Origin of the sequence: Mycobacterium sp. (assembly GCF_050700595.1) — a bacterium.
In the GTDB taxonomy this organism is placed as follows: domain Bacteria; phylum Actinomycetota; class Actinomycetes; order Mycobacteriales; family Mycobacteriaceae; genus Mycobacterium.
Genome location: NZ_JBOHHI010000232.1, coordinates 20935 through 46399 on the forward strand (window position 1 = coordinate 20935; position 25465 = coordinate 46399).

A 25465-nucleotide genomic window follows, 5' to 3' on the forward strand; every position below is an offset into this window, starting at 1 on the left:
CGCATCCACAAGCCACACACTCAAGCGTTGGCTAGATCCGGCCCTGGGGGAACATGGTCTTGACCGCCTGGGTGATGGTCGCCCGGGCGGTGGCGTCGTCGGAGGGCTGCAGCGACTCGACCACCATGATGTAGCGGCGGTCGTGGCCGATCACGCCGGTCGACAAGTGCATCCAGTCCGTGCCGATGCAGCACATCCACCCCTGCTTGACGGCAACCGGTTCGGCGGGCAGACCGTCCGGGATGCCGAACCGCTGCGGGTAGCCGTCGACACCGATCGCGGTGGATGCGGCGAGGTCGCCAACGATGATGTCGGCCTGCCTGGCCGGTAACCCCCCGGAGCCGCTGAGCAGCATGTCGTAGTAGCGAATCAGGTCGGATACCGAGCTCATGGTGTTCCACCAGCGCCCGTCGCTGGGCGGCGTGGTGGATGTCAGCCCGTACCGGCGCGCGACATCGGTGATGATCGCCTCGCCGCCGCGCTGGCTCCAGAAATTCTCCGCGACGCTGTCGTCGGAGGCGCGCAGCATGAGGTCGAGTGCCGGGCGGTCTTCTGCAGACAACGGGGTTTTGCCCTGCGCTTCGGCCAGCAGCAGATCATCGGCGATGAACAGCTTGGCCACCGATGCGATGCCGACCAGTTGGCCGTCACCGCTGGACACCATCTGGCCGGTGGCGCGGTCGAGTATCGCAACCGAGAGTGTGGCCCCTACAGCGGCGGCTTCGTCGGTGGCCTGCCGGATACGTGCCGGCAATCCGGCGAACGCCGCGGAGGGCTGTCCCCGCGACGACTCCGGCGCCATGATCGCCTGCACCAGCGGTGCAACGCGGCTCGTCCGGCCGACCGGTGACCGGGTGCTCGGTGCCCCGTACACCTTTGCCACCCCGCCCGCCACCAGCAAAGTGAGCACCGCTGTCGTCACGATGAGCAGCGTAGGGAACCGCGCTCGCATGCGTCTCCTCGGGCACCAATACGAAACACCTATGCGGGCTCACCACAACGACCATCCGCGCGGCCCGTCAGATTAACGTGCGTCCTTCGGTGCGTGTGGTCAGCCGCTCGTATATGTACCATTCAGCCTTGGTTTTCGGTCGGTAACTGCCCGGCGATTCGCTGCGATTTCACGCCCATGCCTGCCATCTGGCACAATTGGGCAGTTGTCTCCGGCACCAGATGCCCAAATCCATCGGCTCGGTTGACCGCTCACGCCACTTCAGGGTGAGCAGAAACTCGTGGCCGCGACCGCAAGGAAGTGTCTTCGAAATGAACACGCTGGACTTCGTCGACAAGGCGTCGCTGCGCGACGACATCCCGGTCTTCGGCCCCGGCGACACGGTCAACGTGCACGTCAAAGTGATCGAAGGTGCCAAAGAACGCATTCAGGTGTTCAAGGGTGTGGTGATCCGCCGGCAGGGCGGCGGCATCCGGGAGACGTTCACGGTGCGCAAGGAGAGCTACGGCGTCGGCGTTGAGCGCACCTTTCCGGTGCATTCGCCGAATATCGACCACATCGAGGTCGTGACCCGCGGTGACGTCCGTCGCGCCAAGCTCTACTACCTGCGGGAGCTTCGCGGCAAGAAGGCCAAGATCAAGGAGAAGCGCTGAGCGTCGGGCCGGTGTGGCTTGCGCCGGCGCAGACCGCCGTGGCTACCCTGATCCGGTGACCGAAACCACCGACTCGTCACCAGAGCCTCCACCCGATTCCGGTCCGGTCGAATCGAACCCCGCCACCAGCGAGGCGATCAGCTCGGACGCCCAGGAGAAGGAAAGCGGCACGAAACTGTCGGCGCCGCGCGAACTGGCGATTCTGGTGGCCATCGCGGTGGTTCTGTACTACGTCACGTTGACGTTTGTGGCCCGGCCCTATCTCATCCCGTCGGAATCGATGGAACCCACGTTGCAAGGCTCGCACGGCGTCGGTGACCGCATCATGGTGGATAAGGTCACCTACCGCTTCGGCTCACCGCGGCCGGGTGACGTCATCGTGTTCAAGGGGCCACCGTCGTGGAACGTCGGCTATAAGTCGATCCGCTCGGACAACACCGCGGTGCGCTGGGTACAAAATGCGTTGTCGTTTGTGGGCTTCGTACCCCCGGACGAGAACGACCTGGTCAAACGTGTCATCGCGGTGGGCGGGCAGACCGTGCAGTGCCGCAACGACACGGGGTTGACCGTCGACGGCAAGCGGCTGGGCGAGCCGTATCTGGATCCGGGGACGATGATGCCCAACCCTGACGTGCCGCTGCCGCCGTGCCCGGGTACCGGGGGTGCCGACGTCGAGTTCGGTCCGGTCGCCGTCCCGCAGGGCCGGTTATGGGTGATGGGCGATAACCGCACGCATTCGGCGGACTCGCGGGCGCACTGCACCAGCATCCCGGCCGACGCGCTGAAGGGCCTGCTGTGCACCGGTGACCCGATGTCGGGCACCGTGCCGGTGGGCAACGTCATTGGCAACGCCAGGTTCATCTTGTGGCCGCCGGCGCGCTGGGGTGTCGTGCGCGCGGTGAATCCGCAGCAGAATCAGTAGACATGGCCACCACCTGGCCGCCTCGGACGGTGATTCGTAAATCCTCAGGGTTGCGCACCCTGGAGTCGGCGCTGTACCGCGGCGGTCTGGGGCCGGTCGCCGGGGTCGACGAGGTCGGCCGCGGCGCCTGCGCCGGCCCGCTGGTGGTCGCGGCTTGTGTGCTGGGGCCCGGCCGGTTGGACAGCCTTGCGCTTCTTGATGATTCGAAGAAGCTCACCGAGAAGATGCGAGAGGCGCTGTATCCGCGGATTCGCCGCTATGCACTGGCCTACCACGTGGTGTACATCGGATCGACCGAGGTCGACCGGCGCGGTGTGCACGCGGCCAATATCGAGGGCATGCGCCGCGCGGTGGCCGGACTCTCGCTGCGGCCGGGCTACGTACTGTCCGACGGGTTCCGGGTGCCGGGACTGCCGATGCCGTCGCTGCCGGTGGTCGGTGGTGACGCGGCGGCTGCCTGTATCGCCGCGGCCAGTGTGCTGGCCAAAGTCAGCCGGGACCGATTGATGGTGGCGATGGACGGCGAGCACCCCGGCTACGGCTTCGCTGAGCACAAGGGCTACTGCACACCCGGGCATGGCGCAGCGCTGGGCGAGCTGGGTCCATGCCCTGAGCACCGCTATTCGTTTATCAACGTCCGGCGGGTGGCGACCGGAGCGGGCACCCGGGTGGTGGCCGAATTCAAGCCGGGCCCGCCGGACGAGGGTGGTGAATATCGGTGAGGAAAGATGGGACCAGACCCGCCCGGTACCGACGGGGGCCGTGTGGTGGCTCGTGGGACGAGGCGGGCAAATTGGCACAGCAGAAGGACGGCTGAGCAGGATGAGTGCCGAAGATCTCGAAAAGTACGAAACCGAGATGGAGCTCTCGCTGTACCGCGAATACAAGGACATCGTCGGTCAGTTCAGCTACGTCGTGGAAACCGAGCGACGGTTCTATTTGGCGAACAGCGTCGAGATGGTGCCGCGCAACGCCGACGGCGAGGTGTACTTCGAGTTGAGGCTGGCCGACGCGTGGGTGTGGGACATGTACCGGCCGGCCCGATTCGTCAAGCAGGTACGGGTGGTCACCTTCAAGGACGTCAACATCGAAGAGGTGGAAAAACCCGAGCTGCGGCTGCCCGAGTAGGTCAGGCCGGCCCGCGCTAGGGGACTGACAGAGGAACGAAGTCATATGACTGCGGAAGACCGCGATGCCGCCGGGGAACCGATAATTGAGTCGACTAACCGAGCCTGGCTCACTCCCGGTGTCGGTGCGGTCGGGGTGGCAAGCTTCTTCTCGGATACCGGCCATGAGGTGACGACGTCGGTTCTGCCGACATTCCTGACCGGCACCTTGGGGGCTTCGGCAGCCGCCCTCGGGATCATTGATGGGATCAGCGATGCCCTCATCGGTGTGATGAAGCTGATCGGCGGTCCGTTGGCGAACGATCCTGATCGGCGGGGACCCACCGCTTCGGGTGGTTACCTGGGGACGGCGCTGGCGACTGGAGCGATCGGTGCGGCGGCGACGGTGTGGCAAGCCGGTGTTCTGCGCGCCATCGCCTGGTTATCCCGGGGCCTACGGTCACCGGCGCGCGACGCTCTGCTGGCGTCGCTGAGCCCGGAATCCGCGCACGGCCGGGCATTCGGGCTCGAACGAGCAGGCGACAACCTGGGCGCGGTGGCGGGTCCTTTGCTGGCGGCCGGATTGGTGGCCTGGGTGGGTGTGCGGCCCGCGCTCTACTTGGCGGCTATCCCGGGCCTGTTCGCAGCGGTGGCGATCATCGTGGCCGCTCGAGAGGCCCGCCACCGGGTGCGCGCCGACGGGGCCCCGGTGGCGCGGCGACTTGAGTTTGGTGCGTTGCGCGACGCCGGCATGCTGCGAGCCCTGCTGCCGGTGGCACTGTTCGAATTCGGCAACGTCGCCACGACCATGCTGATACTTCGCGCCACGCAGTTGTTGACCTCACCGCAGCGGTCGGTGACCGCGGCGACATCGCTCGCGATCCTGATCTATGCCGGCCATAACGTGGTCGCGACGGTAGCGTCGCTGAGCGCGGGGCGGTGGTATGACCGAACCGGGCCGCGGGCGGTATTCGCGACCGGCGCGGCGGTGTACGTGATCGCCTACGGCGTGTTCGCCGCCGGGGGACATAGCCCCGTCGTAATAGCGCTGGCCTTCGCGGCAGCCGGGGCCGGCATCGGACTTGCCGAACCGACTCAATCGGCGGTGATTTCCCAACTCCTTCCCGACCGGCTTCGCGGCAGCGGATTCGGCGTACTGGGCGCGGTACAGGCAACCGGCGATCTGATGGCGACGGTGGTGGTGGGGGTGCTGTACACGGTGGCTTCGCCCGCGGTCGCTTTCGGCTACGCCGCCGCATGGATGGCGGCGGCCGTCATCGCTTCCGGGATGCTGCGGCCCGCGGCACGCCGGCCGTGAGTTAGTCCCTTCTGTCATCCAGCGGCAGGCGAGCGCGGTACCACGCTGCTGGTGCGCATCTTCGCCGCAACGTTGCTGACACCGCGCCCAGCCAATGTGCCCAGCAGGGCTTCGCCGAACATGCCTGAGCCGGGCATGGTTTGCGGGACGGCCGCGACGGCACCGGTGCCGGGTAGGGCTACCGCGGGGCTGGTCGGGAGCGTGGTGGTCGCGGCCCAGGTTTGTGGTACCGACAAGGTACCGACCAAGCTGGCCCGGCCCATTCCCGCCGATACCGCCGGAGCACCGATGCTGGCCGGACCGGCAGGCGCCAGCGGCCCACTCGACCCGGTAAAAAACGGACCGATCCCTTGAGCGGCATCGCGCCTGGCGTTGATCGCAATGGCGTTATTCGTCACCCCGATGGAGGACCCCGAGAACGACGAACTCGAGGTCGACGCGGCTGCGCTGGTGACGGACGGGATTTGCAGCAGCAGGTCTGCCGGAGACGGCAGGGTCGGGGCTGGTGGGTCGGCGGCGGGGGCGGCGAGTTGCTGCATCGCTGTGGGTATTTGCGTGAGCAGCTGCGGGGTGGCTTGCCCCGGGCCTGCGGCGGACTGGGCAGCCGCAGCGGTTTGCGCGGCCGCCCCGGCCGGGTCCGTGGTCCGCGGCGGGTCGGTGAACGGCGTCAGCCTCGACGCGGTCGACGAGGACGCCGCATAGCCGTACATCGCGGCGGCGTCCTGGGCCCACATCCGGTCGTAGTCGGCTTCGGTGGCCGCGATCTTCGGGCTGTTCTGGCCGAAAAAGTTGCTCGCGATCAGCGACATCAATTGGGTGCGGTTAGCCGCGATGAGCGGCGGGGGTACCGTCATCGCGAACCCCGTCTGGTACGCGCCCGCGGCGGTCTTGGCTTGGACCGAGGTCTGTTCGGCCTGCACGGCAGTGCTCTGCATCCAAGCCACATACGGCGCGATCGCATTCGTCATCATCATCGATGACGGGCCCTGCCATCCGGAAGTGGTCAGGCCGGTGATGACCGAGCCGTAGGCCGCGGCCGACGAGTTCAGTTCCTGGGCGAGTTGGTCCCATGCGAAGGCAGCGGCCAGCATTGGGCCCGAGCCGGGACCGAAATACATTCTGGCCGAGTTGATCTCTGGAGGAAGTGCTCCGAAGTCCATGTCTGGCATCCTTTCTTACCTGGTGGTATCGAGATTGGCGTTGTTGAGTGGTCTTCGCGTTATCCGGCTGCCGGTGAGCGCACGATGATGGGCTTGCTCTTTTGACGAGGACCGTCGAACCCGTGCCGCGAAAGCGTTCCTAAAACCGACTGGCTGAACACACTGCCGGGAACTGGTGACATATCCGTGGCCCCCGCCGAGGTGGCGGCAACACCGGAGTCCGGTAATCCCATTGCGACCATTCGGATCTCCGGCGCGGTCGTTGCCCAGTTGGGCGGCACCGACAAGGAACCGACCATGCTCGCCCGCGCCATTCCCGCTGACGGCGCTGATCCGCCAAGCCGCGACGGAGCGGCCGACACGAGTCGGCCGCCGGATTCGGCAGCCTTGTCCGCGTCCCGCGCCTCCTGGAAGGCGAGCCGCGTGTCCTGGATGAGAATGCTGCGCCCGGTGTTTCCGGCGTTACTGGAAGAGAGCGCTGTGTTGATGACGTTCGGCACATGCTCCACCGCGTTCACCAACGTCATTGCCGAGGAGGGCGCCGCGGGGTCCGCGAGTTGCTGCAGCGCGGTGGGCGTGGTGGACATCAGGTGCGACAGCGTCGTCGGCTGGGTCGCACCAGCATTGCTGGCGGCTTGGGCGACCGCGCCGGGTTGGGCGGCCAGTCCAGCCGGGTCGGTGGTCGGCCGCGGCGGCGAAAATGGGCTCAACTGGCTAGCGGCCGCCGACGATCCGGCGTAGCCGTACATGGCGGTGGCGTCTTGGACCCACATCTCGGCGTAATGAGCCTCGGTAGCCGCGATCGCCGGCGTGTTCTGCCCGAAGAAATTCGTTGCGACCAAAGCCATCAGCAGGCTGCGGTTAGCGGCGATCACCGGCGGAGGCACCGTCATCGCGAACGCGAGCTCGTAAGCCGCCGCCACCTCCATGGCCTGGGCGGCCGTCTGCTCGGCCTGCGCGCCCGTGCTGTGTAGCCAAGCCACATACGGTGCGGCCGCCGTAGCCATCGACAAGGATGCCGGACCCGACCAGCCGGCGCTGATCAGCTCCGAAACCACCGACCCGTATCCGTTTGCGGCGATGAATAGTTCGGCCGCCAGCGCATTCCACGCTGCAGCCGCGGCCATCATCGGACCCGCGCCGGGGCCGAAATACATTCGGGCTGAGTTGATCTCCGGTGGTAACGCGCCGAAATCCAGCACTTGTGCGCCTGTTCAGCCGGTGGCGATAGCGTTAGCTGCCTCGGTGGCCGCATAAGAGCCCGCGCTGGTGCCCAGCGTGTTCACGAACATCTCGTGGATCGCCGTGGCTTGGGCGCTGACCGCCTGGTACATCTGCGCGTGTACGGCGAACTGCGCTGCGGTGAGCGCCGATACCTCGTCGGCAGCCGCAGGGATCACGCCAGTTGTCGGGGCCGCCGCAGCCGCATTCTGAGTACTCATTGCCGAGCCAATACTCTGCAAGGTGCCCGCCGCCGACACCAACGTTTCCGGATGTGTGGTTACGAAAGACATGAAAACCCCTCCCTCAGAGGTGGTATTACCAATGACTGTGGATGAAATCGCTTGAGTTAGCCCGCCAGGAAGCTACGGCGGTTTAGGTGGGCGCGTCGGCGACGCGCGAGCCAAGCCATTGGATGAGCGGGACGAGTAAACCCACTGTGACATCAGGGTTTTCAATACGACGACACTGTCACCGGCGCCGAGCACATTGGTCGACGCGGCATATCGCCGGAAGGAAATTGCGGGATCCGCCACCGATCACACCTCCACCGTGTCGTTCACGCGGTAGAAGCTATTAGCCAGGGGTGGCGGTTATGGCGAGCTTCATCGCCTGAATGTGAGGCTACAGGAGGGTTGAGTTGGCCCGCAAGCTTTCTTGCGGCATTGACCGGCGGCACGCCATCATGGATACAGCAGTGAGCTCGCTCAAATCGCGGATGTCGCGGCGGGCCGCTGGATTTCGTGAGAGAAGGCCGTCGTGAGTTCGCCCTTGCGCCCGATCGGGAACGCGGCGCAGTTCGACATCATGTTCTGGTTGCCGCCAGGCGGCACCGACAACGACGTGTGGGCCAGTACGTGGGCGGAGTTGGCTGATCTCGATCCGGACGCTGTCGACCCGGTGCTCATCTTGCTTGCCGACGCCGACGTCGGCGGTTACGTGGCAACCCCGGGTGGCCGCTCGTCATGTGCGGGCAGCGAAGCGGTTCGCCGGCTCTGGGTGGATTCGCTGCAGTATCATCGCGCCGAAGACGTATTGATGGCCTTCTTGCGCAACCGAACTCAGTGCAACCGACCGTAATTGGCCGTCCGAAGCCCGGTCAGCCGGTCATGATATGCCCGAGGAACGCACATCGCTAACACTCTCCGAGGTTGCGCCCATGGCAGTGATCGCAATCGACACTGCGTCGAGGACGCCCGGCACCAGCCGGTAATAGGCCCATTTGCCGCGCTGCTCCCGCTCGATCAGGCCGGCGTCGACAAGGACCTTTAAGTGGTGCGAGACGGTCGGCTGTGACAATCCCACTGGTTCGGTCAAATTGCACACACACGCCTCGGCACCCTCGTGTGCGGCGATCAACGAGACCAACCGGAGCCGGGTCGGTTCGCCGAGCGCCTTCAGCACCGCGGCCAGCCGCTCGGCCGCGGCAGCATCCAGCACGTTGCCGGTAATCGGGCTGCAGCACGCTGAGAGGTGAACCGCCAAGGTCATGCCTTCAATTCTGCCACACGTATTGACAGGTATCGATGTATCCACCAGGCTATGTTCCATAGATAACCATCGATGTGAGGTACGGATGACCAACGACGCTGACCTACGCGAGCACGTCCGGACCCGCTATGCGCAGGCCGCGACCGCGGTGAGAGCCGGCGAACTTTTAACGGCGGAGAACTGCTGCGGGTCGTCATGCGGCCCTGGGAACCTCAACGAGACCTTCGGCGCGGCGTTGTACGACGCCGCCGAGCACTCCGAGTTACCGCCCGAGGCCGTCGCGGCGAGCCTGGGCTGCGGCAACCCGACCGCGGTCGCCGAGTTGCATCCGGGCGAACGCGTGCTCGACCTGGGCTCCGGCGGCGGCATCGACGTATTGCTGTCCGCGCGGCGGGTCGGGCCGAGCGGGTTCGCCTACGGCGTCGATATGACCGACGAGATGCTCGCCCTCGCCGAGGCGAACAAAACCAAAGCCGGCGCAACCAACGTCGAATTCCGCAAGGGCACCATCGAGGACATCCCCCTGCCCGACGCCGCCGTCGATGTGGTGATCTCCAATTGCGTCGTCAACCTGTCGGTCGACAAGCCCACCGTGGTTGCCGAGATGTTCCGAGTTCTGGTCCCCGGGGGCAGGATCGGGATCTCCGACGTCGTCGCCGAAGACCACCTCACCCCGGCCGACCGCGCCGAACGTGGCTCTTATGTCGGCTGTATCGCCGGGGCGCTGTCCAGGCAGGAGTACCTTGACGGGCTCGCCGCAGCCGGATTCGCCGATGCCTCAGTCACATTCACCCATCAAGTCGCCGACGGGATGCACGCGGCGATCATCCGCGCCACCAAGCCCGCCGGCTGATACCCCTGTGGATCAAGACGTAACTGGGGATAACTGACCGCTGACCCGGCGTGACGGGCCCGTCATGTCGGCGCCGTCGCGCAGGGTGTCCGCATGACCACGTTGACGCCGGCCGAACTGGGAGCGCTCGGCGAGCAGTTGGCCACCGATCACCTGACTGGGCTGGGACTGCAGATCCTGACCCGCAACTGGCGGTGTCGCTACGGCGAGTTGGACATCATTGCGGTCGACCCGGCCAGCCACACGGTGGTGTTCGTCGAAGTGAAAACCCGCACCGGCGACGGGTTCGGCGGGCTGGCCTACGCGGTGACCGACCAGAAGCTGCGACGGCTGCGTCGGCTGGCCACGCTGTGGCTTGCCGGCCAGCACCGACGGTGGACGGCGATCCGGATCGACGTGATCGGGGTGCGCATCGGTCGGCGCCGCACCCCGGAAATCACTCACCTGCAAGGGGTGGGCTGATGGCGCTCGGGCGTGCCTTCTCGGTTGCGGTACGCGGGCTCGACGGCGAGATCGTGGAGATCGAGGCCGACATCACCTCGGGTCTGCCGGGAGTGCACCTGGTTGGCTTGCCCGACGCCGCGTTACAGGAATCACGCGACCGGGTGCGCGCCGCGATCACCAACTGCGGTAACACCTGGCCGACAGCGCGGCTGACGCTGGCGCTGTCTCCGGCCACCCTGCCGAAAATGGGCTCGGTTTACGACCTGGCATTGGCCGCAGCGGTGCTCTCAGCGCAGCGAAAAACTCCGTGGCGGCGGCTGCAGACGGTCGTACTGCTTGGCGAGTTGGCGCTGGACGGCCGGGTCCGGCCGGTGCGCGGCGTGCTGCCGGCCGTGTTGGCCGCCAAGAGCGAGGGTTGGCCGGCCGTCGTGGTCCCGGCGGGCAACCTGGCCGAAGCCAGCCTGGTCGACGGCATCGAGATCTGGGGCGTGCGCAGCCTGGCACAGTTGCAGGCCTGGCTCGGCGGATCGGCGCAATTGGACGAACGGATTGCCGGGACGGTTGCGGCGCCGGAGTCGCAGGCGGATCTGGCCGACGTGGTAGGGCAGGCGCAGGCCCGTTTCGCAGTTGAGGTGGCGGCTGCGGGCGCGCATCACCTCATGCTCACCGGCCCGCCTGGTGTCGGAAAAACGATGCTGGCACAACGCCTTCCGGGCCTGCTGCCACCGCTCTCGGATAGCGAATCGCTGGAGGTCACTGCGATCCATTCGGTGGCCGGCTTACTGTCGGATGCCACGCCGCTGGTCACCAGGCCGCCGTTCGTGGCGCCGCACCCCAGCTCCAGCGTCGCCGCGCTGGTCGGCGGCGGGTCGGGGCTGGCGCGGCCCGGCGCGGTCAGCCGGGCCCACCGCGGGGTCCTCTTCCTCGACGAGTGTGCTGAAATCGGCGTCAGCGCACTGGAAGCGTTGCGAACACCATTGGAGGACGGGGAGATTCGCCTTGCCCGCCGCGACGGCGTGGCGCGCTATCCGGCCCGCTTTCAACTGGTGCTGGCGGCGAACCCGTGTCCGTGTGCACCGGCCGACCCGCGAGACTGTATCTGCGCCGCGGCGGCCAAACGCCGCTATCTCGGCCGGCTGTCCGGGCCACTGCTGGACCGCGTCGACCTTCGGGTCGAAATGCATTCGGTGCGGGCGGGAGCGTTCTCGGCGACGGCGGCCGAGTCGACCGAGCAGGTGCGCGGCCGGGTGGCGTCCGCACGTCATGCGGCGGCCGAGCGCTGGCGTTCCCACGGATTCACCACGAACGCCGAGGTCAGCGGACCGCTACTACGGCGAAAATTTCGGCTCTGCGGCGCGGCGATGGAGCCGCTGCGCACTGCGCTGGACCGTGGGCTACTGAGCATCCGCGGCGTCGACCGCACGTTGCGGGTCGCCTGGACACTCGCCGATCTTGCCGGCAGCACAACACCCGGGCTCGACGAGGTGGCCGCCGCGTTGAGTTTTCGCCAACCCGGAGCGGCGCGATGAGCGACCCGACGCTGCGGGCATGGGCCTACCTGTCACGAGTGGCCGAACCGCCGTGCGCCGAACTCGCAGCGCTGGTGCACCGCGTTGGGCCGGTGGATGCCGCCGAACGGGTCCGACGCGGGCAGGTCGACGACACGCTGACGCGCCATACCGAAGCCAGGCGCGAAATAGACCGGGCTGCAGAGGATCTCGAATTGCTGGATCGGCGCGGCGGTCGGCTCGTCACCGCCGACGACGACGAGTGGCCGGTGCTGGCCTTCACCGCGTTCGGCAGCGACACGGTTGCGGCCAAACCGCAGGCCAGGTCGCCGATGGTGTTGTGGGCGGTGGGGCCCGAACCGCTGGATGAGATCGCGCAGCGGGCGGCCGCCGTCGTCGGCACCCGGGCGGCCACCGCCTACGGCGAGCACGTGGCGGCGGACCTGTCGGCCGGCCTAACCGAGCGTGACGTGGCGGTGGTGTCCGGCGGGGCCTACGGAATCGACGGTGCGGCCCACCGCGCCGCGCTCGCCTCCGACGGCATCACCGTCGCGGTTCTGGCCGGTGGCATCGACATTCTTTATCCCGCAGGGCATTCCGGGCTGCTGCATCGCATCGGCGGCCACGGTTTGCTGGTCACCGAGTATCCGCCGGGTGTACGCCCGGCACGGCACCGCTTCCTGACCCGCAACCGCTTGGTGGCGGCGTTCGCGGGTGCGGCGGTGGTGGTGGAGGCCGGTCTGCGCAGCGGCGCGGCGAACACCGCCGCGTGGGCCCGGGCGCTGGGCCGGGTGGTGGGCGCGGTGCCGGGGCCGGTGACCTCCTCGGCATCGGCGGGGTGCCATGCGCTGTTGCGCGACGGCGCACTGGTGGTCACCCGCGCCGAGGACATCGTCGAGTTGGTGGGTCGCATCGGAGAGCTGGCGACCGAACAGCCACGGCCGGCCACAGCGCTCGACGGGCTCAGCGACGCCGAGCGGCAGGTCTACGAGGCGCTGCCGGGCCGCCGGACGGCCACCGTCGACCAGATCGCTGTCGCCGCCGGGTTGGCGCCCGTCCGGGTACTCGGCCCGCTGGCGATGCTGGAGGTCGCCGGGCTGGCCGAGCGCCACGACGGCGGGTGGCGCATCGTCCGCCGGCCGAAGGCGTGAACGGCGCGCTCGTATAGTCGACGGTGTGGCCGGTCGACCAGTGCACACCTTTGAAGTGGTACGTACCGACGAACTCACTCCGCACATGGTGCGGGTGGTGCTCGGCGGCAACGGCTTCGACACCTTCACGCCCAGCGAGTTCACCGACTCCTACGTCAAGCTGCTACTCGTCTCCGACGACGTCGATGTGGCCGGCTTGCCGCACCCGTTGACGCTGGACAGCTTCACCGACCTGCCCGCCGAACGCCAGCCCGCCATCCGCACCATGACAGTGCGCCACGCCGATCCGGCCGCCCGCGAGATCACCATCGACGTCGTCGTGCACGGCGAGCATGGCGCGGCCGGACTCTGGGCCGTCGACGCCCAACCCGGCCAGCCGGCCTACCTCATGGGGCCAAGCGGCGCCTACAGCCCGGATCCGGCCGCCGGTTGGCATCTGTTCGCCGGTGACGAATCCGCGCTACCGGCCATCGCTGTTGCGCTGGAAGCTTTGCCCGCCAATGCAATCGGCAAAGCCTTCATCGAAGTCGCCGGCCCCGACGACGAAATCCCCCTGACCGCGCCGGAAGGCGTGCAGGTGAATTGGATTTTCCGGGGCGGGCGCGCCGATCTGGTGCCCGAAGATCGGGCCGGCGACCACGCCCCGCTGATCGAAGCGGTGAAAACAGGCCCGTGGTTGTCCGGGCAGGTGCACGTGTTCATCCATGGCGAGGCGCAGGCGGTCATGCACAACCTTCGGCCCTACCTCCGCAAAGACCGCGAAGTGGACGCGAAGTGGGCATCGATTTCCGGCTACTGGCGGCGCGGTCGCACCGAAGAGCTGTTCCGGCAGTGGAAGAAGGAACTCGCCGAGGCTGAAGCGGCGGGCTGATCGTCGGCTGGCATGCTCAGCACATGGCATTTGGCGACTATCAGTTCGAGATCTACCTGCAAGGTCTGGCCGGGGTGACACCTGGCCTGCCGATGGCCTTTGCGGAGTTGGCAGCCAAGGCGCAGGCGGCCATGCCGCCGTCGGTGTGGTCCTATGTCGCGGGCGGCGCGGGTGACGAGCGAACGCAGCGGGCAAACTGTGAGGCCTTCGAGCGCTGGGGGCTGATCCCGCGGATGTTCGTCGGCGCCAAAGACCGTGACCTCTCCGTGGAGCTGTTCGGTATGACGCTGCCCTCACCGGTGTTCATGGCGCCCATCGGCGTCATCGGGATCTGCGCCCAGGACGGCCACGGAGACCTGGCCACCGCCCGGGCGGCCGCGGTGACCGGCGTGCCGATGGTGGTGTCGACGCTGACGGCCGACCCGCTGGAAGAGGTCGCCACCGAGTTCGGCGACACCCCCGGGTTTTTCCAGCTGTACACGCCGACCGAGCGTGAGCTGGCTGCCAGTCTGGTGCATCGCGCGGAGGCGGCCGGCTACCGGGGCATCATCGTCACGCTCGACACCTGGGTGCCCGGCTGGCGGCCCCGCGACCTGAGCACCGCCAACTTCCCGCAACTGCGCGGCCATTGCCTGAGCAACTACACCAGTGACCCGGTGTTTCGGGCGGGGTTGCAACAGCGGCCGGAAGACGACCCGCGGGCCGTGGTACTGCGCTGGGCGCAGGTCTTCGGCAATCCCCTCACCTGGGACGACCTTCCGTGGCTGCGGTCGCTGACCAGTCTGCCGCTGATCGTCAAGGGCATCTGCCACCCCGAGGATGCCCGGCGGGCCAAGGACGCCGGCGTCGACGGCATCTACTGCTCCAACCACGGCGGTCGGCAAGCCAATGGCGGTCTGCCCGCGCTGGAGTGCCTGCCGGAGGTGGTCGACGCGGCCGACGGGCTGCCGGTGCTGTTCGACTCCGGGATCCGCAGCGGCGCCGACATCGTCAAAGCGCTGGCGCTGGGCGCCACGGCGGTGGGCATCGGCCGCCCGTACGCCTACGGCCTGGCGCTCGGCGGGGTCGACGGTGTCGTACATGTGCTGCGTGCGCTGTTGGCGGAAGCCGACCTGACGATGGCCGTCGACGGCTATCCGACGCTGCGCGATCTGACCCGCGACACGCTGCGGCGCGTCAGCTGAGCCAGACCGCGGCCGTCTGCGACCGTGGGGGAGTGCAGGCGATTTTCGACGAGTTCGACGACTATCTGGCGCTGCAGCGCGGTCGCTCGGCGCACACTCGTCGCGCTTATCTCGGTGATCTGCGGTCGTTGTTCGCTTTCCTCGACGAACGCGCGCCGGGGGCGGGTCTGGCCGGGCTGAGTCTGCCGCTGTTGCGGTCGTGGCTGGCCGCGGCCGCCGGCGCCGGTGCGGCCCGCACGACGTTGGCCCGGCGCACCTCGGCGGTCAAGGCGTTCACCGCCTGGGCCGTGCAGCGTGGTCTGCTGAGCACCGACCCGGCGGCACGTCTGCAGCAGCCGAAAGCGCGTCGCGCGCTGCCGGCGGTGCTCCGCCAGGATCAGGCGCTCGCCGCCATGGCAGCAGCCAAATCCGGTTCGCAGCAAGGTGACCCGCTGGCCCTGCGGGACCGGCTGGTCGTCGAGCTGCTTTATGCCACCGGCATCCGGGTCAGCGAACTGTGCGGCCTGGACATCGACGATGTCGACACCGCGCGCCGGCTGCTGCGCGTCCTCGGCAAGGGTGACAAGCAGCGCGCCGCCCCGTTCGGCGAGCCGGCCGCCGAGGCCCTGGGTGCCTGGCTGGCCGACGGGCGTCCCGCACTGGCCACCGTCGAGTCGGGACCGGCGCTGTTACTGGGTGCTCGCGGCCGTCGGCTCGACGTGCGGCAAGCCCGCACCGTCGTGCATCAGACCGTTGCCGCGGTCAATGGCGCTCCGGATATGGGTCCGCATGGGCTGCGGCACAGCGCGGCCACCCACCTGCTGGAGGGCGGGGCCGATCTGCGCATCGTCCAAGAGCTGCTCGGCCATTCCAGCCTGGCCACCACGCAGCTGTACACCCATGTCACGGTGGCCCGGTTACGCAAGGTGCACGACCAGGCCCATCCACGGGCCTGATACGGCATGCGTATGCCGGTGAATACGCATCATGATGCGTCTCCGGTATCATCGACATCATGCGGACAACTGTGGTGATCGATAGCGACGTAGCCAGCGAGATCGAGCGTCTTCGCCGCGAAGGACTGGGCATCAGTGAGGCCCTGAACCTTCTGGCGCGTCGAGGGATGGCCAAAGAGGCCGCCGCCAAGGCAATCAAGTATCAGCACCGCACCTCGAAGATCGGCCTGAAAGTCGACGTCACGAACGTCGCCGACGTACTTGATCTGCTCGACGATGATCGTTGACGCGAACCTGCTGTTGTATGCAGTCGATGCGAGCAGCGCCCAGAACGCAATGGCCGCAGCTTGGCTGGAAGAAACACTCGACGGCGATAGCCGAGTCGGGCTTCCCTGGCAGACGATTGGTGCGTTCCTCCGGATCGTCACACATCCGCGAGTCACCGACAACCCCTTGTCGGCCGCCGACGCGTGCAGATACGTGGAAGATTGGCTCGCAGTCCCCGTGGTGTGGATTCCACCCGCAACGGAGACCACTGCCCGCATTTACGCAAGGCTATGTGCACGAGTCGAGATCACCGGCAATCTAGTCCCTGACGCACAACTGGCTGCTCTGGCGATTGAACATGGCATCGAAATAGCCTCTGCAGACACAGATTTCATGCGGTTTCCGGGCCTTCGCTGGACCAACCCGCTTGCGCACGTCTAAGCGATCCGCGCAGCGGCTTCAGCCGGATCGGCGTCGAAGCCAACAACCCCAGCGGATCGACATAGTCGGCGGCCGCGGCCGAGCCCCACATCGCACCCCAGTGCAGGCAGGCTGTGGCCGCACAACCCGGGTGGCCGCTCGCCAACTCGCCGATCACCGTCTCGGCGGTCACCCGCTGTCCGACCCGAACATCGGAGCGCACCGGCTCGTAGCTGGTGCGCAACCCGCCCGGATGGGCCAGCGACACCACCGGCCGCCCGGCCAGCAGCCCGGCGAACACCACGGTCGCGATGCCCGCCGCATACACCGGCTGGCCGGGCGCTCCGGCCAGATCAACGCCCCGATGTCCCGGGTTCCAGGTGGGTGACGGGGCATCGAAGCCGCGCACGACCGCCGGACGGGGCCGCAACGGCCAGTTCAACCGCACGTCGTCGGCAACCGCCGGGCCGGCGCAGAGCAGCGCTGCCGTCAGCAGGATCGCAAAAGACCGCACCTGCTGAGTTCACTGCGGCGCAGCCAGGCCCGCCAGCCAGGCTGTGGACAAAGCACCAGCTACCAGCGTGTAAACTGCTCATCGCGGTCCACACCAGTGGGCTGACTTCGCGTGTCTGCCGCCGACCGGATGCCGCGCGGTCCCGCCTTCGGGCGGGTCTGGCATCCCGCAGACGCCAGGGCCCGGCCTCACCCGATGCCGGGCGACAACCGACACATGAAAGCTGGCATCGCCATGGCCGTGGTGACCATGAAGCAGCTGCTTGACAGCGGCACCCACTTCGGGCATCAGACCCGTCGCTGGAATCCCAAGATGAAGCGGTTCATCTTCACCGACCGCAACGGCATCTACATCATCGACCTGCAGCAGACGCTGACCTTCATCGACAAGGCGTACGAGTTCGTCAAGGAAACCGTCGCCCACGGTGGGTCGGTGCTGTTCGTCGGGACCAAGAAGCAGGCGCAGGAGTCGATTGCCGCCGAGGCCACCCGCGTTGGCATGCCGTATGTCAATCAGCGCTGGCTGGGCGGCATGCTGACCAACTTCTCCACCGTGCACAAACGGCTGCAGCGCCTCAAGGAGCTCGAGGCGATGGAGCAGACCGGGGGCTTCGAGGGCCGCACCAAAAAGGAGATTCTCGGCCTGACCCGGGAGAAGAACAAACTGGAGCGCAGCCTCGGCGGCATCCGGGACATGAACAAGGTGCCCTCGGCGGTCTGGGTGGTCGACACGAACAAGGAGCACATCGCCGTCGGCGAGGCCCGCAAACTGGGCATTCCGGTGATCGCGATCCTGGACACCAACTGCGACCCTGACGAGGTCGATTACCCGATCCCGGGCAACGACGACGCGATCCGCTCGGCGGCGCTGTTGACCAAGGTGATCGCCTCGGCGGTGGCCGAAGGCCTGCAGGCCCGCGCCGGCCTGGGCCGCGGCGACGGCAAGCCCGAGACCGAGGCCGCCGAGCCGCTGGCCGAGTGGGAGCAGGAGCTGCTGGCCTCGGCAACCGCGACAGCGACGGGACCAGCCGCGGGCCCGGGCGACGCCGACACCACCACCACGGAAGGCTGAGATGGCGAACTACACCGCTGCCGACGTCAAGCGGCTTCGTGAGTTGACCGGGGCCGGCATGCTCGACTGCAAGAACGCGCTGGCCGAGACCGACGGTGACTTCGACAAGGCCGTCGAGGCGCTGCGGATCAAAGGCGCCAAGGACGTCGGCAAGCGCGCCGAGCGAGCCACCGCGGAGGGGCTGGTGGCCGCCAGGGACGGCGCGCTGATCGAGCTGAACTCCGAGACCGACTTTGTCGCGAAGAACGCCGAATTCCAAGCGCTGGCCGATGAGGTGGTCAGCGCCGCCGCATCCTCGAAGGCCGCCGACGTCGACGGTCTCAAAGCGGCCAAAGTCGGGGACAAAACCGTCGAGCAGGCCATCGCCGAGCTGTCCGCCAAGATCGGCGAGAAGCTCGAATTGCGCCGGGTGGCCCACTTCGACGGCACCGTCGAGACCTACCTGCACAAGCGGGCGGCCGACCTACCGCCGGCGGTGGGCGTGCTCGTTGAGTACACGGGTTCCGACAAAGATGCCGCGCACGCCGTCGCGCTGCAGATCGCGGCGCTCAAGGCCCGCTACCTGAGCCGCGACGACGTGCCCGCCGACGTCGTGGCCAGCGAACGGCGCATCGCCGAGGAGACCGCGAAGACCGAGGGCAAGCCGGAGCAGGCGCTGCCCAAGATCGTCGAGGGCCGGCTGAACGGCTTCTTCAAGGATTCCGTGCTGCTCGAGCAGCCGTCGGTGTCCGACAACAAGAAGACCGTCAAGGCGCTGCTCGATGAGGCCGGCGTCGCCGTGACGCGATTCGTCCGCTTCGAGGTCGGCCAGGCCTAAACCCTTTGCGCCGAGCGTGAAGGTGTTGCGAATTTCGGCACGGTTTTTCGCGCTGGTTTCACGCTCGGCGACAAAGCAGACCTTGCTAACGTCCATCTCATGCAACATGTTCATGCATTCGGTGACGACGCCCTCGGTGATCTCGACGCGGTCGGTGTGGCCGACGCCGTCAAGTCCGGTCGGGTAGGCCGCGTCGAGGTCGTCGAGGCCGCGATTGCCCGCGCCGAAGCCGTCAATCCGGCGCTGAACGGCTTGGCGTATCCGGCGTTCGACCGGGCGCGCGCCGACGCCTCGGCGCCAGCCAGGGACGGGTTTTTCAGCGGGGTGCCGACGTTCGTCAAGGACAACATTGATGTCGCCGAAATGCCGACGATGCGGGGAACCGACGCCTGGACGCCGCGTGCGGCTGCCCTCGACGGCGAATTCACCCGGGTCTATCTGGGCACCGCGCTAACCCCGCTCGGCAAGTCGCAGATGTCGGAATACGGCTTTTCCGCCTCCGCCGAACATCCTCGATTGGGACCGGTGCGCAACCCGTGGAACACCGACCATACCGCCGGGGCCTCGTCGTCGGGTTCCGCGGCGTTCGTCGCCGCCGGCGTGGTGCCGATCGCGCACGCCAACGACGGTGGCGGCTCGATCCGGATTCCCGCGTCCTGCAATGGCCTTGTCGGCCTGAAGCCGTCGCGTGGCCGGTTACCGGTGGACAAAGAAATGCGCCGGATGCCGGTTCGTCTGGTCGCCAACGGGGTGCTCACTCGGTCGGTGCGGGACACCGCGGCCTTCTATCGAGAAGCCGAGCGCATGTGGCGTCCACGCAAGCTGCCGCCGATCGGCGACGTGCGGCACGCCGGCAAGCAGCGGCTGAAAATCGCGGTCATCACCCGCTCGCTCGAGCGTGAATGCAGCCCCGAACTGCGTGAGCTGACATTGAAATCTGCCGGGCTGCTCGAAGAGCTCGGTCACCACGTCGACCACGTCGAAAATCCCCCGGTGCCTTCCAGTTTCGCCACCGACTTCGTACTGTATTGGGCGCTGCTGGCAATGGGTCAGATAAGTGCCAGCCGCCGCCAGTTTGGCGACGATTTCGATCGCACGCGGCTGGACAATCTGACACTGGGCCTGGATCGCCGGGCCCGGAGCAATCTGCACCGCCTCCCGCTTGCGATCCTGCGCCTGCGCGGCATTCGGCGGCGCACGGCGCGCTTCGCCCAAACCTACGATGCCGTGCTCACGCCGACGGTGGCCGATGAGCCGCCGCGGATCGGCTATCTCGACCCCACCGCCGACTATCGGCAGGTCATCGAGCGACTGCAGGACTGGGTGGCGTTCACGCCGCTGCACAACGTCACCGGCGAACCGTCGATTTCGCTGCCGCTGACGCAATCGGCGGAGGGCCTGCCGGTGGGAATGATGCTCTCGGCCGACATCGGCCAGGAGGCGCGGCTGCTGGAACTCGGCTACGAACTCGAAGAGGCTCGGCCGTGGGCGCGCATCCGGGTCGGCGCCTAGCGGGCGTCGGCGCCGTTTGTCTCAGCCGCATCAACCATCTTGACATATATCAGGTTCATTGATATATAAGACGTCATGACTGATGCACAGAAACTTGAGTTCGACACCGCCTACCGGGGCGAAGCCGCCGAGTTCGGGTTGGGAGTCCGACCGCCATGGAGTATCGGCGAGCCGCAACCGGAGATCGCGGCGCTGGTCGAGCAGGGCAAGGTGCACGGCAACGTACTCGACGCCGGCTGCGGCGAGGCGGCGGTGTCGCTATATCTGGCCGAACGGGGTTACACCACGGTCGGACTGGACTCGGCACCCACCGCGATCGAGCTGGCCAAGGCCCAGGCGGCCGGGCGCGGGTTGACCAGCGCCAGCTTCGAAGTCGCCGACATCTCCTCGTTCACCGGCTACGACAACCGGTTCGACACGATTATCGACAGCACGCTGTTTCACTCGATGCCGGTCGAGCTGCGCGACGGATATCAGCGGTCGATCGTTCGTGCCGCCGCGCCCGGTGCGTCGTATTTCGTGCTGGTCTTCGACCGTGCCGGAATGCCTACGGGTCCGGCCAACCCGGTCACCGAAGACGAGTTGCGCGAGCTGGTGTCCGAGTACTGGGTGATCGACGAGATCCGGCCGGCCCGCATTCACGCTAACTTCCCCGACGGCCTTCCCGCCGAATTCCCGGTGGCCGACCTGCGCGACGAGGGCAACGGGCGTAAGTCCGTGCCCGCCTGGCTGCTGTCGGCGCACCTCGGCTGAGCGACGGGCGTCCTTACGCACCGTACGGCGGATGTCGTCACCGCAAACGCAACGTTGTGGGTTGTCAGGCGTCGACATGGGGTAACCGGCGTGCGGGACCGGACCTCGAAGGAGCGGCTGTGGGTGACGTCAGCGACATGACCAAGCGGGCGCAGCAGGAAGCTGAAGCGTATCGCGGAGACAACCCACGACCGCTGGGCGGCTACGTCGCCGTGCTGGTTGTGTACGGCACTGCCGTCGCGCAACGGCCTCCCCGCGTCACTATTTGACGCGGGGAGTCGTCGTTAACGGATCGGGGTACTCGATCGGGATGAACGCTACGGATGGCAGGCCCGCCAAACTGCGGCAGCAGGCGCGGCAACAGGCCGATCAGGCGCGGGCTGCGATGGACGAGCGCCGTGGTGGCCAGCGGGGTGGCCTCAGCGGCTGGGTGGCGAGCCGCGCAGGCAAGTGGGATCTGGCCGGCCAGGACGAAGCCTCGTTGCACCGCCAGAAATTCTTCTGGAATCTGTTGGTGGACTATTGGTTCCGGATGGAGATCGACGGCTGGGAGAACGTCGGCGAGCCGCCGGTGTTGCTGGTGGGCATCCACTCCGGTGCTCCGTTCGTCTGGGACGCGTGGACGGTCGGCTTACAGTGGTGGCGACGATTCGGTGCGGACCGAATCTTGCACGGCACCGCACACGATGTGCTGATGGCCATCCCGGGGTTCGGCCAGTTTTTCCGTTCGATGGGTGTGTTGCCCGCGGCACCGGACGCGATCGCGACGGCGCTGGCCGAGGGGCGCGATGTCGCCGTGTGGCCCGGGGGTGAGGTGGACTCGCTGCGGCCGTAGAGTGAACGCGACCGAGCGAACCTGGCCGGCCGAAAAGGCTTCGTGAAGATGGCGATTCGCGCCGGAGTGCCGATCGTGCCGATCGCCACAGTCGGCGGTGCGGACGCTATGCCGGTGCTGATCCGCGGTGACCGGCTGTCCCGTGCTTTGCGGCTCGACCGGTTGTTGCGGCTCAAGGTATTCCCACTGGCGATCTCGTTGCCATGGGGCATCGCGCCGGCGGCGCTGCCGCAGTTACCGTTGCCGGCCAAGATCAGAACGCGATTCATGCCGGCGATCGAGCTGGATCACGACCCCGCGTGCGCCGACGACGACGAGTACGTCGACCGCAAATACCACGAGGTCCAAATCAGCATTCAGCGCGGAATGGACGCTTTGGCGCGTAAGCGCGCGCTACCGGTTTTCGGATGAGGCGGCTACGACACCTGACCTGCATGCCGGACAAGGTAATTCGGCAACTTGAACTCGGTCAGCGCGGCCCACGACGGCAGACAAGCCCGGCCCATACCGGACCGGGCCTGCCTTTGTATCTGGCTACTGGTTGGACTGTTCGCGTTTCTCGGCTGCCGCGGCGCTGGCACGGGCCGCATCGGCTTCGACCTCTTTCTTCGCCGCGTCGCGCTGCGCTTCGGCTTTGTCCTGCTGAGCCCTGCCCTCGCGGGTGAGATCGTCCTGGCCCAGCACGTTGCCGGCGGCTTCCTTGGCCTTGCCTTTGACGCCTTCGACGACGCCCTTCACGCCTTCGGCGGGTCCACTCTGGTTGTCTTCGGCCATGGATTCCTCTCCTCCTATTGGCTTGTGTCAGTGAGCCATCTTGCTCGGTACCGGCCGTTGATTCGGCCGCTCTCGGTGCGGCACGAAGACATGTCCTGCTCTTCTCGCCGCGTCGGGGCGGATTCCCCTGGCTCGCGATGCTCAAACCTCGGCTGTGATGGTGATCGGTATCCGAAACATCCTCGACGGCAATGTGGTACAGGACTCGGACCTGATGTGCCTGGGTAACCGCACCGCGCGCGGCTACTGACCGTGCCGTTAAATCAGGTGAAACGCTGAACATTAAGCTTGCACCCCGGGCATGCTGGGTGATGCCCATGGGGCAGGATGGAAGATGCCGTGTCGGGGCGCCGGGATGGCGCTCTTAAGCGAGGAGTCTGATGACAGAGTCGGAGCCGACGAGCACCGAGGGTGTACAGGCGTTCTCACCGGACAACGGATATGTAGCCGGCGGAGCGACGAGTCGGTCCAGGTACGCGCGGGTGTTGCTCAAACTCGGTGGTGAGATGTTCGGCGGCGGGCACGTCGGGCTGGATCCCGATGTGGTCGCCCAGGTCGCCCGCCAGATCGCCGAAGTGGTGCGCAGCGGCGTGCAGGTGGCCGTAGTCATCGGCGGCGGCAACTTCTTCCGCGGCGCGCAGCTTCAGCAGCGCGGTATGGAGCGCAGTCGCTCGGACTATATGGGCATGCTCGGTACTGTCATGAATAGTCTTGCGCTGCAAGACTTTTTGGAGCGAGAAGGCATCGCCACCCGAGTTCAGACCGCGATCACGATGGGTCAGGTGGCAGAACCCTACATTCCGCTGCGCGCCCGCCGGCATCTGGAGAAGGGGCGGGTGGTGATCTTCGGTGCGGGCATGGGGCTGCCCTATTTCTCCACCGACACCACGGCCGCGCAGCGGGCACTGGAGATCGGCGCCGACGTGGTGCTGATGGCCAAGGCGGTCGACGGTGTGTTCGCCGAGGATCCGCGGGTGAATCCCCAGGCCGAGCTGCTCACCGTGATCACCCACCGCGAAGTCATCGATCGCGGGCTGCAGGTGGCCGACGCCACGGCGTTCAGCTTGTGTATGGACAATGGCATGCCGATCCTGGTGTTCAACCTCCTGACCGATGGCAATATCGCCCGCGCGGTCGCGGGTGAGAAGATCGGGACGCTGGTCACCACCTAAGGGAGGATGCCGCGCCCGCTTGCTGGGGATGCAGGGATGAGGAGGAGCCGCGCAGATGATTGACGAGACTCTCTTCGATGCCGAAGAGAAGATGGAAAAAGCCGTTTCGGTGGCCCGTGACGACCTGGCGACGATCCGCACCGGCCGGGCCAACCCGGGCATGTTCTCCCGGATAGTCATCGACTATTACGGTTCCGCCACCCCGATCACCCAGCTGGCCAGCATCAATGTCCCCGAGGCGCGCCTGGTGGTCATCAAGCCCTACGAGGCCAATCAGCTGCACGCCATCGAGACGGCCATTCGCAACTCCGACCTGGGCGTGAACCCCACCAACGACGGCACGCTGATCCGGGTCGCCGTGCCACAACTGACCGAGGAACGTCGCCGCGAACTGGTCAAGCAGGCCAAGCACAAAGGGGAGGAAGCCAGAGTTTCGGTGCGCAACGTCCGCCGCAGAGCCATGGAGGAACTGCACCGCATCCGTAAAGACGGGGAGGCCGGCGAGGACGACGTCGGTCGGGCGGAGAAGGAGCTTGACAAGACCACGCACCAGTACGTCACCCAGATCGACGAGCTGGTCAAACACAAAGAAGGGGAGCTGCTGGAGGTCTAGCGGCCGTTCAGCAAACGATGTCCGTGGCAGACACTGATACCGGTGCAGGCGTCCCCGCGCAGGGGTCGGTGCGGGGATCGCCGCAGACCACGTCGCGCACCGGGCGCAATCTGCCGGTGGCGATCCTGGTGGGTGCCGTCTTGGGCGGCGGGGTCATCGCCATCTTGATGTATGCGCGGTACGGGTTCGTCGGCATCCTTGCGGCCGGCGTCCTGCTGGGCACGCTGGAGGTGACGCGGCGGTTGCGGGCCGCCGGATATGTGATCCCGGTGATCCCGCTGGTGGTCGGTGGACAGGCCACCTTGTGGTTGACGTGGCCGTTCGGTACGCGCGGCGCCCTGGCCGGGTTCGGCGGCACCGTCGTGGTGTGCATGGTCTGGCGGCTGCTGAGCCGCCACGGCCGACGAGCGGCATCTGGTACCGATGCCTCGCCGGCGAATTACTTACGCGATGTGTCGGCGACGATTTTCCTGGCGGCCTGGGTTCCGCTGTTCGCCTCGTTCGCCGCGTTGCTGGTCTACCAGCCTGACGGCGCTGGGCGGGCGTTTTCCCTCGCCGTCGGCGTTGTCAGTTCGGATGTCGGCGGGTACGCCGCGGGGGTTCTGGTCGGCAAGCATCCGATGGTTCCGGCGATCAGCCCGAAGAAATCCTGGGAAGGCCTGGTCGGCTCGCTGGTGTTCGGGGTGACCGTGACCACGCTCAGCGTTGTCTATCTGGCCGGGAAGCCCGTCTGGATCGGCGTACTGCTGGGTCTGTCTCTTGTCATCACGGCGACCCTGGGCGACCTGGTGGAATCCCAGGTCAAGCGCGACCTCGGGATCAAGGACATGGGCAGCCTGCTCCCCGGGCACGGCGGAGTGCTGGACCGCTTCGACGGCTTTCTGCCGTCGGCGGTGGTGGCCTGGGTCATCCTCACGCTGGTGCCCTGACCGGCTTGCACCTGGACAC

At 67.0% G+C, this 25465-nt stretch carries 27 protein-coding genes, 4 pseudogenes and 1 riboswitch; of the genes and pseudogenes, 24 read left to right on the plus strand and 7 right to left on the minus strand.

Annotated features, from left to right (window positions below; all coding sequences use genetic code 11):
- Positions 1-31 precede the first annotated feature (31 nt).
- On the minus strand, positions 32-952 hold the full coding sequence (locus ACRDTL_RS21030) for a hypothetical protein (protein ID WP_431508631.1): 921 nt from the start codon (positions 950-952) through the stop codon (positions 32-34).
- Between the two features lie 311 nt (positions 953-1263).
- On the opposite strand from ACRDTL_RS21030, the gene rplS reads away from it, so the two are divergent.
- From rplS to ACRDTL_RS21055, 5 genes and pseudogenes are all read left to right on the plus strand, one after another.
- A complete protein-coding gene (gene rplS / locus ACRDTL_RS21035) occupies positions 1264-1605 on the plus strand; it encodes a 50S ribosomal protein L19 (RefSeq protein WP_431508632.1) in 342 nt (113 codons plus the stop codon).
- Between the two features lie 55 nt (positions 1606-1660).
- Positions 1661-2527 carry a signal peptidase I gene (lepB, locus tag ACRDTL_RS21040; protein ID WP_431508633.1) on the plus strand — a complete coding sequence of 289 codons (867 nt, stop codon included), beginning with the start codon at positions 1661-1663 and terminating at the stop codon, positions 2525-2527.
- A 2-nt stretch (positions 2528-2529) separates the two neighbouring features.
- Positions 2530-3268: pseudogene (locus tag ACRDTL_RS21045) on the plus strand (ribonuclease HII); the annotation flags it as partial.
- A gap of 81 nt (positions 3269-3349) precedes the next feature.
- Positions 3350-3655 carry a DUF2469 domain-containing protein gene (locus tag ACRDTL_RS21050; RefSeq protein WP_012393608.1) on the plus strand — a complete coding sequence of 102 codons (306 nt, stop codon included), beginning with the start codon at positions 3350-3352 and terminating at the stop codon, positions 3653-3655.
- 45 nt (positions 3656-3700) lie between these two features.
- Entirely contained in the window at positions 3701-4951 is a 1251-nt protein-coding gene (locus ACRDTL_RS21055; protein WP_431508634.1) for an MFS transporter, read from the plus strand.
- A gap of 14 nt (positions 4952-4965) precedes the next feature.
- Here ACRDTL_RS21055 and ACRDTL_RS21060 read toward each other — a convergent pair whose 3' ends face one another.
- From ACRDTL_RS21060 to ACRDTL_RS21070, 3 genes are read right to left on the minus strand one after another with little or no spacing between them, the layout of a single operon-like run.
- Positions 4966-6111, minus strand: a complete 1146-nt coding sequence (locus ACRDTL_RS21060) for a PPE family protein (RefSeq protein ID WP_431508635.1) — start codon at positions 6109-6111, stop codon at positions 4966-4968.
- A gap of 59 nt (positions 6112-6170) precedes the next feature.
- Positions 6171-7313 (minus strand): PPE family protein, encoded by a 1143-nt coding sequence (locus ACRDTL_RS21065; RefSeq protein WP_431508636.1) that lies wholly within the window; start codon positions 7311-7313, stop codon positions 6171-6173.
- A gap of 12 nt (positions 7314-7325) precedes the next feature.
- A complete protein-coding gene (locus tag ACRDTL_RS21070; protein ID WP_431508637.1) occupies positions 7326-7625 on the minus strand; it encodes a PE family protein in 300 nt (99 codons plus the stop codon).
- A gap of 267 nt (positions 7626-7892) precedes the next feature.
- Positions 7893-7954: riboswitch (Fluoride riboswitch) on the minus strand.
- Positions 7955-8091: 137 nt separating this feature from the next.
- Between ACRDTL_RS21070 and ACRDTL_RS21075 the strand changes: the two genes are divergently transcribed.
- Positions 8092-8412, plus strand: coding sequence for a hypothetical protein (locus tag ACRDTL_RS21075; RefSeq protein WP_431508638.1), 321 nt, complete (start codon positions 8092-8094; stop codon positions 8410-8412).
- A 27-nt stretch (positions 8413-8439) separates the two neighbouring features.
- On the opposite strand, the gene ACRDTL_RS21080 is transcribed toward ACRDTL_RS21075, so the two are convergent.
- A complete protein-coding gene (locus tag ACRDTL_RS21080) occupies positions 8440-8823 on the minus strand; it encodes an ArsR/SmtB family transcription factor (protein ID WP_431508639.1) in 384 nt (127 codons plus the stop codon).
- A gap of 85 nt (positions 8824-8908) precedes the next feature.
- Between ACRDTL_RS21080 and arsM the strand changes: the two genes are divergently transcribed.
- The 9 genes from arsM to ACRDTL_RS21125 all read left to right on the plus strand — a co-directional run bounded on the left by arsM (position 8909) and on the right by ACRDTL_RS21125 (position 16477).
- Positions 8909-9676, plus strand: a complete 768-nt coding sequence (arsM, locus tag ACRDTL_RS21085) for an arsenite methyltransferase (protein ID WP_431508640.1) — start codon at positions 8909-8911, stop codon at positions 9674-9676.
- Between the two features lie 93 nt (positions 9677-9769).
- A complete protein-coding gene (locus tag ACRDTL_RS21090; RefSeq protein ID WP_431508641.1) occupies positions 9770-10138 on the plus strand; it encodes a YraN family protein in 369 nt (122 codons plus the stop codon).
- Complete coding sequence (locus ACRDTL_RS21095) at positions 10138-11649, plus strand: YifB family Mg chelatase-like AAA ATPase (protein ID WP_431508642.1); 1512 nt, start codon at positions 10138-10140, stop codon at positions 11647-11649. Before ACRDTL_RS21090 ends, ACRDTL_RS21095 begins: the two co-directional genes overlap by 1 nt.
- A complete protein-coding gene (gene dprA / locus ACRDTL_RS21100; protein ID WP_431508643.1) occupies positions 11646-12779 on the plus strand; it encodes a DNA-processing protein DprA in 1134 nt (377 codons plus the stop codon). The genes ACRDTL_RS21095 and dprA overlap by 4 nt, the downstream gene beginning before the upstream one ends.
- A 25-nt stretch (positions 12780-12804) precedes the next feature.
- Entirely contained in the window at positions 12805-13650 is an 846-nt protein-coding gene (locus tag ACRDTL_RS21105) for a siderophore-interacting protein (protein ID WP_431508644.1), read from the plus strand.
- A gap of 23 nt (positions 13651-13673) precedes the next feature.
- Entirely contained in the window at positions 13674-14834 is a 1161-nt protein-coding gene (locus tag ACRDTL_RS21110) for a lactate 2-monooxygenase (protein ID WP_431508645.1), read from the plus strand.
- A 32-nt stretch (positions 14835-14866) separates the two neighbouring features.
- Complete coding sequence (locus tag ACRDTL_RS21115; protein ID WP_431508646.1) at positions 14867-15769, plus strand: tyrosine recombinase XerC; 903 nt, start codon at positions 14867-14869, stop codon at positions 15767-15769.
- Between the two features lie 59 nt (positions 15770-15828).
- Entirely contained in the window at positions 15829-16056 is a 228-nt protein-coding gene (locus ACRDTL_RS21120; RefSeq protein WP_431508647.1) for a CopG family transcriptional regulator, read from the plus strand.
- Entirely contained in the window at positions 16046-16477 is a 432-nt protein-coding gene (locus ACRDTL_RS21125; RefSeq protein ID WP_431508648.1) for a TA system VapC family ribonuclease toxin, read from the plus strand. The genes ACRDTL_RS21120 and ACRDTL_RS21125 overlap by 11 nt, the downstream gene beginning before the upstream one ends.
- Positions 16478-16487: 10 nt before the next feature.
- Here ACRDTL_RS21125 and ACRDTL_RS21130 read toward each other — a convergent pair.
- Positions 16488-16943, minus strand: a pseudogene (locus ACRDTL_RS21130) (M23 family metallopeptidase); the annotation flags it as partial.
- Between the two features lie 261 nt (positions 16944-17204).
- Here ACRDTL_RS21130 and rpsB point away from each other — a divergent pair.
- From rpsB to ACRDTL_RS21160, 6 genes and pseudogenes are all read left to right on the plus strand, one after another.
- The gene (gene rpsB, locus ACRDTL_RS21135) at positions 17205-18041 is read left to right on the plus strand and encodes a 30S ribosomal protein S2 (protein ID WP_431508678.1); all 837 of its coding nucleotides are present in this window, start codon (positions 17205-17207) and stop codon (positions 18039-18041) included.
- A gap of 1 nt (position 18042) precedes the next feature.
- Entirely contained in the window at positions 18043-18858 is an 816-nt protein-coding gene (gene tsf / locus ACRDTL_RS21140; RefSeq protein WP_431508649.1) for a translation elongation factor Ts, read from the plus strand.
- A 99-nt stretch (positions 18859-18957) separates the two neighbouring features.
- Positions 18958-20370: an amidase gene (locus ACRDTL_RS21145; protein ID WP_431508650.1), complete on the plus strand. Its 1413-nt coding sequence runs from the start codon at positions 18958-18960 to the stop codon at positions 20368-20370.
- A 75-nt stretch (positions 20371-20445) separates the two neighbouring features.
- Entirely contained in the window at positions 20446-21123 is a 678-nt protein-coding gene (locus ACRDTL_RS21150) for a class I SAM-dependent methyltransferase (protein WP_431508651.1), read from the plus strand.
- Positions 21124-21260: 137 nt separating this feature from the next.
- A pseudogene (locus tag ACRDTL_RS21155) lies at positions 21261-21362 on the plus strand (DUF1360 domain-containing protein); the annotation flags it as partial.
- A 71-nt stretch (positions 21363-21433) separates the two neighbouring features.
- Positions 21434-22369 (plus strand): annotated as a pseudogene (locus ACRDTL_RS21160) (lysophospholipid acyltransferase family protein).
- 123 nt (positions 22370-22492) lie between these two features.
- On the opposite strand, the gene mbp1 reads toward ACRDTL_RS21160, so the two are convergent.
- Entirely contained in the window at positions 22493-22732 is a 240-nt protein-coding gene (gene mbp1 / locus ACRDTL_RS21165) for a microaggregate-binding protein 1 (RefSeq protein ID WP_431508652.1), read from the minus strand.
- A gap of 380 nt (positions 22733-23112) precedes the next feature.
- Here mbp1 and pyrH point away from each other — a divergent pair, with 380 nt between their 5' ends.
- Genes pyrH through ACRDTL_RS21180 form a run of 3 tightly spaced genes read left to right on the plus strand, consistent with a single transcriptional unit; the run spans position 23113 to position 25446 of the window.
- Positions 23113-23904, plus strand: coding sequence for a UMP kinase (gene pyrH, locus ACRDTL_RS21170; RefSeq protein ID WP_431508653.1), 792 nt, complete (start codon positions 23113-23115; stop codon positions 23902-23904).
- 55 nt (positions 23905-23959) lie between these two features.
- On the plus strand, positions 23960-24517 hold the full coding sequence (gene frr, locus ACRDTL_RS21175) for a ribosome recycling factor (protein ID WP_431508654.1): 558 nt from the start codon (positions 23960-23962) through the stop codon (positions 24515-24517).
- 23 nt (positions 24518-24540) lie between these two features.
- Complete coding sequence (locus tag ACRDTL_RS21180; RefSeq protein ID WP_431508655.1) at positions 24541-25446, plus strand: phosphatidate cytidylyltransferase; 906 nt, start codon at positions 24541-24543, stop codon at positions 25444-25446.
- Positions 25447-25465: the final 19 nt, after the last annotated feature.

Excerpts from the sequence above, each read along its gene's own strand:
- rpsB (WP_431508678.1), top strand. The coding sequence starts at position 17,205 with ATGGCCGTGGTGACCATGAAGCAGCTGCTTGACAGCGGCACCCACTTC.
- ACRDTL_RS21150 (WP_431508651.1), top strand. The coding sequence starts at position 20,446 with ATGACTGATGCACAGAAACTTGAGTTCGACACCGCCTACCGGGGCGAA.
- ACRDTL_RS21090 (WP_431508641.1), top strand. The coding sequence starts at position 9,770 with ATGACCACGTTGACGCCGGCCGAACTGGGAGCGCTCGGCGAGCAGTTG.
- ACRDTL_RS21110 (WP_431508645.1), top strand. The coding sequence starts at position 13,674 with ATGGCATTTGGCGACTATCAGTTCGAGATCTACCTGCAAGGTCTGGCC.
- ACRDTL_RS21080 (WP_431508639.1), bottom strand. The coding sequence starts at position 8,823 with ATGACCTTGGCGGTTCACCTCTCAGCGTGCTGCAGCCCGATTACCGGC.
- ACRDTL_RS21120 (WP_431508647.1), top strand. The coding sequence starts at position 15,829 with ATGCGGACAACTGTGGTGATCGATAGCGACGTAGCCAGCGAGATCGAG.
- ACRDTL_RS21070 (WP_431508637.1), bottom strand. The coding sequence starts at position 7,625 with ATGTCTTTCGTAACCACACATCCGGAAACGTTGGTGTCGGCGGCGGGC.
- arsM (WP_431508640.1), top strand. The coding sequence starts at position 8,909 with ATGACCAACGACGCTGACCTACGCGAGCACGTCCGGACCCGCTATGCG.
- ACRDTL_RS21060 (WP_431508635.1), bottom strand. The coding sequence starts at position 6,111 with ATGGACTTCGGAGCACTTCCTCCAGAGATCAACTCGGCCAGAATGTAT.
- mbp1 (WP_431508652.1), bottom strand. The coding sequence starts at position 22,732 with ATGGCCGAAGACAACCAGAGTGGACCCGCCGAAGGCGTGAAGGGCGTC.
- ACRDTL_RS21055 (WP_431508634.1), top strand. The coding sequence starts at position 3,701 with ATGACTGCGGAAGACCGCGATGCCGCCGGGGAACCGATAATTGAGTCG.
- frr (WP_431508654.1), top strand. The coding sequence starts at position 23,960 with ATGATTGACGAGACTCTCTTCGATGCCGAAGAGAAGATGGAAAAAGCC.
- ACRDTL_RS21145 (WP_431508650.1), top strand. The coding sequence starts at position 18,958 with ATGCAACATGTTCATGCATTCGGTGACGACGCCCTCGGTGATCTCGAC.
- dprA (WP_431508643.1), top strand. The coding sequence starts at position 11,646 with ATGAGCGACCCGACGCTGCGGGCATGGGCCTACCTGTCACGAGTGGCC.
- ACRDTL_RS21050 (WP_012393608.1), top strand. The coding sequence starts at position 3,350 with ATGAGTGCCGAAGATCTCGAAAAGTACGAAACCGAGATGGAGCTCTCG.
- tsf (WP_431508649.1), top strand. The coding sequence starts at position 18,043 with ATGGCGAACTACACCGCTGCCGACGTCAAGCGGCTTCGTGAGTTGACC.
- ACRDTL_RS21030 (WP_431508631.1), bottom strand. The coding sequence starts at position 952 with ATGCGAGCGCGGTTCCCTACGCTGCTCATCGTGACGACAGCGGTGCTC.
- ACRDTL_RS21095 (WP_431508642.1), top strand. The coding sequence starts at position 10,138 with ATGGCGCTCGGGCGTGCCTTCTCGGTTGCGGTACGCGGGCTCGACGGC.
- rplS (WP_431508632.1), top strand. The coding sequence starts at position 1,264 with ATGAACACGCTGGACTTCGTCGACAAGGCGTCGCTGCGCGACGACATC.
- pyrH (WP_431508653.1), top strand. The coding sequence starts at position 23,113 with ATGACAGAGTCGGAGCCGACGAGCACCGAGGGTGTACAGGCGTTCTCA.
- ACRDTL_RS21125 (WP_431508648.1), top strand. The coding sequence starts at position 16,046 with ATGATCGTTGACGCGAACCTGCTGTTGTATGCAGTCGATGCGAGCAGC.